This window comes from Acidaminococcus sp. AM05-11, assembly GCF_003472805.1.
GTDB classification, from domain to species: Bacteria; Bacillota; Negativicutes; order Acidaminococcales; family Acidaminococcaceae; genus Acidaminococcus; species Acidaminococcus hominis.
This window is the reverse complement of record NZ_QRMX01000002.1, coordinates 177,283-183,903: the sequence shown is the minus strand read 5'-3', so window position 1 is coordinate 183,903 and position 6,621 is coordinate 177,283. Positions and strand designations below refer to the sequence as shown.

The 6,621-nt window shown below is 49.5% G+C and carries 3 protein-coding genes; 2 read left to right on the top strand and 1 reads right to left on the bottom strand.

From position 1 onward, the window contains the following. Positions 1 to 85 precede the first annotated feature (85 nt). Positions 86 to 796, bottom strand: coding sequence for a LytTR family DNA-binding domain-containing protein (locus tag DW089_RS02050; protein WP_158572303.1), 711 nt, complete (start codon positions 794 to 796; stop codon positions 86 to 88). 583 nt (positions 797 to 1,379) lie between these two features. Here DW089_RS02050 and DW089_RS02045 point away from each other — a divergent pair. Both DW089_RS02045 and DW089_RS02040 read left to right on the top strand, forming a co-directional pair. Beyond that, positions 1,380 to 4,676, top strand: a complete 3,297-nt coding sequence (locus DW089_RS02045; RefSeq protein ID WP_233547530.1) for a hypothetical protein — start codon at positions 1,380 to 1,382, stop codon at positions 4,674 to 4,676. A 9-nt stretch (positions 4,677 to 4,685) separates the two neighbouring features. Further along, positions 4,686 to 6,419: an autotransporter outer membrane beta-barrel domain-containing protein gene (locus DW089_RS02040; RefSeq protein WP_118286704.1), complete on the top strand. Its 1,734-nt coding sequence runs from the start codon at positions 4,686 to 4,688 to the stop codon at positions 6,417 to 6,419. Positions 6,420 to 6,621: the final 202 nt, after the last annotated feature.

Here is a 6,621-nt window from a genome sequence, read left to right as displayed (position 1 = left end):
AAAAAAAGCCGTTTTTTTCGGGGATAAGTATTATTTCACACCACCTTTTCATTGCAGGGACAGCACAAGCTGGTCCCTATTCTCATTAGGGGCGGAGCAGGGCTTCAATTTTGTCAGCGATTTCTTTATAACGGTTTTTGGAGATATCCAATTCCACCTTGTTTTTCAAAACGGCCTTATACCGCTTAAAAGTTTCAATCTGATGCACGTTGACCAGGAAGCTCTTATGGATTCTGACAAACTGGTGCCGGCACAGCCAGCGCTCCATGGATTTCATGGTTGCGCTTTTAGGGTAGGACTTTTTTCTGGTATGCACCAGAACCTGGGGGCCCTTAGCCTCTACATATAAAATTTTATCAATGCCCAAATCAAAGCGGCTTTCTTCACAGACCATGGGAAACCGGTAGTGCTGGTCATACAGAGTATTTCGCATCAGGTTGTCCATCAGCTTATACAGAACCTCTGGAATAACGGGTTTGGGCAGAAAATATTGCTGATTGGGCAGGGTTTTCTTGCCAGAGAAACAATTTTTGTCTTTGGATGTAAACATAATGGGGACAGTTTTGTCCAGCTCACGTAAAACGCGGCCGGCTTCCAGGTTATCGCGAAAGACATTTGCCGGATCCAGGATGATCAGTTCGTAACGTGTATTGCTTGTACACTTGACTAGGAGAGACCGCAAATCGGCAAACACAGAAATTTCTGGAATGTCGAAAGGGCTGGGCATGGCCTGGATACAGGCGATAATGTTTTCAGTACTGAGAGAATCTTCGTCGCAAATAGCTATGCGAAACATAGGATGTGCCTCCAATCTGGATAATTTCGTATACAAAATACAATGTATACGGTTGATGAACATCGATAGTATAGCATATCAACGGTAAATAATGCAACTAAAAAATAGATTATTTTGAATTGCAAAAATAAACATAATTATTTACTGCTAAAAGTGGAACCAAACTTGGGATAATTATTGATAAGAATCGTAAAAAACATAACATAAACGTATTTAAAATACTACAAGAACAAGAATATGTTACAAACTATTCACGGTGAATTGGCACTGTTGCTGAATGAAAAACAGCTTTCAAATAAACTTGTTTTCTTCTGAAATAACGTTTGTATCCATTTATACAGTTGGCTGCGGCTAATAGTTGTGAAACTATTTTTATAAACGATTTCTTAGACTTTATAAACAAACAACGCTATAATATATTCGTAGAGATGTTTGAATAATAATAACATAAAACTTAATGTACTTAAAGGCCTTTGCCTGTTTGACGAAAGGGGGAAGCTGGCGGCTGCGGGAGGCGCTGGCACAAGTTATGGGGAAACACAAGCATCAGAAGGAAACCAGGAATGGACAACAGAAGCAATTATTGACAGTATTGGTGCTCACCAGCATTTTGGGACTGGGGGCGTATGTCCCCAGGGCTCAGGCGGAACCAATCACCATTAGCGGGGAAGATGTGAAGGCTGAGGAAGGGAACGAGTATGGGAGCGGCTTGAACACGGAAGAATCTATCAATTTATCAAATGGAGCCATTGGCAACAAGGATACCGGAACCGCTTCCGGTAACACCTTGCAGGTTACAGGAGGGACGGTAACGTCAGAAAATCCCGGTTCCAATATTTTTGGGGGCGTGATCATTCATGAGGACAATACTACAACCTCCACAGAAGATCAGGTAAATGGCAACACGGTGACCCTTGGCAGCACCACCCTGGGTTCTGGTGCCACAGAGTACGATGGGGTATCCATTTTTGGCGGCTATTTATATGACTATACAAAAGAGTATTTGGGCTCGGAGGAAGAGAATGAGAACCATTTAGTATCCACTGAGCAGTTTGACGTGTCCGGCAATACAGTGACGCTGGAAAAGGTCACTGTGCATGACGGAACTCCTGTTGCTGTGTATGGCGGAGCTGCCAATGTAAAGGGATATAGTGATTATTATGGCGTTTATCGTGATGAGGCAGGCAATTATACCGACTGGTCATATCTGTCTCCTCTAGATGTGACGGCCACAGCTGATGCCAGCAATAACCGCGTATACATTGGCACCAGTGCAGAGGCAGAGGCCAGCGGTACGCAGCCAGACTCCGAAAATCAGGGAACCTACACCGCGGTGATAGGGGGCTACTCCGGCAAAGGCACTACCTCGAACAACCAGGTGGTGGTCCGGAACAGCACGCTTACCCTGCTGGCTGCCGGCGGCTACACGGCAAAATTGGATGCCAATGAAAACCAGGTGACGCTGTCCGATATTACGGTGAGTGCCAAGACTGCAGACTACTATGATGACGAACTGGATCTGGTGGGCGGTTTCAGCCTGCATAATGGAGCTTGCTATAATACGTTGACCTTGACCCGGGTCAACGAAATAGAAAGTGACAGACATGTTGATGTGGCAGGGGGTTTGACAGGAGGAACGCTTTCCACCCAGGAAGAGGGGGATGCTTCCTATAATACGGTCTATATCACTGACAGCAGACTTGCCACGGCAGCAGGCGGCATTGCTGGCGATATGGAGGATGGACTGCTGGATTATTCACGTACCAGCTCCTTCCATATTTTTGACTTCCAACACAGTTTCCTTCCAGCCAGTGCCATTGGCAACAAGGTGTATATTAGAGAAACCTCATCCGGTGCTACCACTATCAGCGGAGGGGTTTACGGAGGCGCAGCCCACAAATATGCCAGCCAGAACGAAGTGCAGTTCCTCAGCGGGTATGCAGCTAAGGTGGGCGGTGGTTACGCTTATTATGACGCAAACGATAATACGGTTACCCTGGGAAAGGAAGATTATTCCACCCAGCCTGTCCTGGGCAATTCCCTACTGGGAGGCTTTTCTGAATATGGCAGTGCCGTGGGAAATAAGGTGACCGCTTATGGCGCGACCTTGGGAAACGAGGCAAGTCAGGATACATATGTTGATTTACTGGGCCTAAATGTATATGACCTTCCTGTAGGTGTATTGGCTGGGGGCTATAATCATCGCCATGTGTCGGAATCTGGTTTGGCAAGCGCTGCAGATTCCAATGAAGTGCAGATTTACCAAAGCACCATCAAGAACGGGATTACGGATATCTATGGCGGTTTGGGTACTACCAGTGCCAAGGACAACAAGGTAACTCTGGACAATACGGCAGTGACCCTGGGAAATTCCAGCATGTTTGGAGAGGCTGAAACTGGATCAGGGGGCTGGATCCTTGGCGGGGTAGCAAATGAAGGACCGGCCTCTGGAAACCAGGTGAGTATCAGCGGCCAGAAGACGGAGCTGCAAAATGCAGCGGCAATTGGCGGTGGACTTGCTTGGGCCTCGGGCGATGATTCAAACGATGCGGGCTGTGCAGACCAGAACCAGGTTTCCATTACGGGTGCCAAAGTAAGCTATACGACACAGGATTCGAATGAGGACGGAACTACGATTTTTGGCGGATTAGGGTTAGTCAGTGCTTCAAACAATTCTCTAGAATTGAATCAGGCAGCTGCTGACGGTGCTTATATGATTTGTGGTGGGTTAAGTGAAAAGGGAACGGTTGCAGCTAATGCTGTGAAACTAAATCAGAGTACGGTTTCAGGTCTTCGTTATTTATGGGGTGGTTATTCTCCCTATGGCCGTGTTTCTGAGAATAAGGTAACTTTTACTGCTTCTACCATTTCTGGCAATGCCTCGTATATCGTTGGTGCATATGGCGTAGCTCCGTATAAAAATACAATGTCTATTGAAGACACCAAAATAGATAATCTGGCCGAAGTGCGTGGAGTTTATGGTACGGTTTATGAGGGAGACGATGATGCAGTTTATACAACTCTTACCCGTGAGAACCAGCTGAAGATTACCGGAAATAGTGAAATCACTTTTCTCCCAGTAAGCGGCACCAGTCTAATAGGGGCCGACGCAACGGGACTTGCCCAGGGCAACAGCCTTACGGTGGAAAATAGCAAGGTGTATAACCTGAGCGTATTGGAAGGGGTAAAAGCTGAGCAGAATGCTTCCGAGAACCAGCTGCAGTTGACGAATGCGGAAGTAAGTGGGTTAAGCTGCCTGATTGGCGTGCAGGCTATGGGCGAGGATACGGTAAGTGGGAAAGCAGTTGGTAATACTGCAGCTATTACAGGTGGTTCCCTTAGCTTCACCGATGGGGTCCTGGACTCTGATGGTGGTTATCCAAGCAAACCTACGCTGGCAGCAGCCTATGCAGGTGCTTCAGCCTATAAAAACAGCCTTGCACTTACGAATGTCAAGGTAAACGGAGCCCAGGAAATCTATGCAGGGGCTGGTGCCAACCAAGCTCTAGAGAATATCCTGAAGCTTCAGGATGCCACGATTTCCGGGGCTTCGGTTATCGCAGGCGGGAAATCCAACGGTACAACCTATTATCGGACGTACGATACGTTTTATCAGTTAAAACTTCTAAGCAATCCCGGCGCTTATGCCAACCAAGTGGCCATCAGCGGCGGCAACGTCACGGCAGACGCCATTTATGGCGGGTATTTGACCACCATTGCCACGTCAGACGACCTGCTGAAGGATTCCTCTTGTCCGATGTATGACAACCAGGTAACGCTTGGCAGCGGGGTGACTGCAGGAAACGTCTATGGCGCCTATAGCCCGCTGCGCAGTTACGCACAACGCAATACGGTGACCGTTGAGGGCGGCACAATCTAGAAGAATCTGGTGGGCGGTCAAACCACAGGAGGAATTGCTTCTGGCAACATCCTGAATATCAAGGGCGGTACTATTGGTACCACGATTGCTGCGGACGAAGAAGAGAACCCCCTTATGAGCGGGAACCTGATTGCTGCCGGGGTGAACGAGGAGGGCCCGGCTACAGACAACACGGTGAACATTACCGGCGGCCTACTGGGCTCCATGATGAGCCTCTACGGCGGCTATAGCACCACCGAGAGCACCGGCAACACCCTGAATCTTTCCACCAAGGGCAATACAGTTAAGAACCTGGGTTATTTCCAGAACCTGAATTTCTACGTGCCGGCGGATGCCAAGGCCGGGGATACCATGCTGGAAGTGACGGATACTGCGGATGTCCATGGGGCAGCCATTAACGCCGGGGTGGAGGATACCACCCAGCTGAATCCGGGTGAAGTGATCAACCTGATCCACGACGCCAACAACGAAATCAACACCACAGGTACCAGCTACGCCATGATGGACGGTAAGGATATCGTCACCGACGCAGCCCTCCTCCAGCGCAAGGTCTACATTAAGCCCCAGGACGCCAATACCATCGTTCTCTACGTGCCCATCGACAGCCAACCCATCCTGCACCCGGATACGGAGGTTATCGCCGACGGCCAAGCCAATGCTGCCAGCACGGTAGCCAACGGCTCCGACGCAGCCGTCACCGATGGCCTCCAGGCAGCTCTAACCGCCTGGGCCGAAAGCCATGAGGCGGCCCGGCTCCGGGATGATGACCATAACGTTATGGATATGCTGGGCACTCCCTATATTTCTTCCCCTGCCGGCATGAGCCTGAGACAGGGACCCGTTATGGCAGCTGCTTCTCCTCTTGACGCCGCAGATGCCAAGAACGCGAATGTGACCCTTAGTGCAGAAGAAATTGCCCAAAGGAAAGAACGGGAAGTGGAGGCCAAGTTTACCCCCTATGTCATGCTGGGCGGCCACAACCTCCGCTATAACAGCAGTTCCACGGTGGATACCAATGGGTTCAATGGTGAATTGGGCTTCGTAAAGCGGGTTTTTAAGAAAGACTACGCCGACACCATTATGCCTTTCATCGAATACGGTACCGGAAACTATACCAGCTATAAGAACGGCACCCGGGGCGACGGCAGTCAGCGGTATGTAGGCGCTGGTATCCTGCTCCGCAGAGACCAGGTCAACGGCGTCCACTACGAAGGCCTGGTACGGGCCGGCCGCCTAAACGGTGACTATGCTGGACGCATTGCCGGCTACCGTACCACCTATAACTCTGGGGCTGGTTATATTGCTGCCCACGCCGGTCTGGGGCGGATTTACCGTCAGGCTACCAACGACTATAATGTCTACGGCAAATTCTTCTATTCCCATTTGGGCGGTGACAGCGTGACTCTGCACAGCAGTTTGGGCAGCGCTGACTACGATTTGGATGGGGTGGATTCCATCTGGACCCGTTTGGGCTTTAGATGGACCAAACACCTGGACGAAGCTACCACCACCTTCTATGCAGGCCTTGGCTGGGATTACGAATTTGACGGCAAAGCCACGGCACGGTACAGAGACTACACCACCCCCGACGCCAGCATGAAAGGCTCCAGCGAATTCCTGGAGCTCGGCTGGCAGAGCAAAGTGACCAAAGAGAATCCCTGGGGCGCCGACGTACGCGTTACGGGCTGGCACGGGGTAAAGCAGGGCTTCACATATGGAGTAACGATTACAAGACGTATGTAAATGTGAACTAAGGTGAAAAAAGCATTTCTCCAGATCAGACAGGTTCTGGAGAAATGCTTTTTTGTGTGAAATCTGGGGAATGGGTGGGGACCTGAACGTTAGTGTTGAAGAAACCAAACGCCCCTTGACGCTTCCTCTTCCCACACACGGATTTTTCATTTTTCCTTCATGGCAAATATGTTACAATAGTAAAAGAATAGGT

Bases quoted from the DNA above. Each gene is read 5' to 3' on its own strand.
- DW089_RS02050 (WP_158572303.1), bottom strand. From the start codon at position 796: ATGTTTCGCATAGCTATTTGCGACGAAGATTCTCTCAGTACTGAAAAC.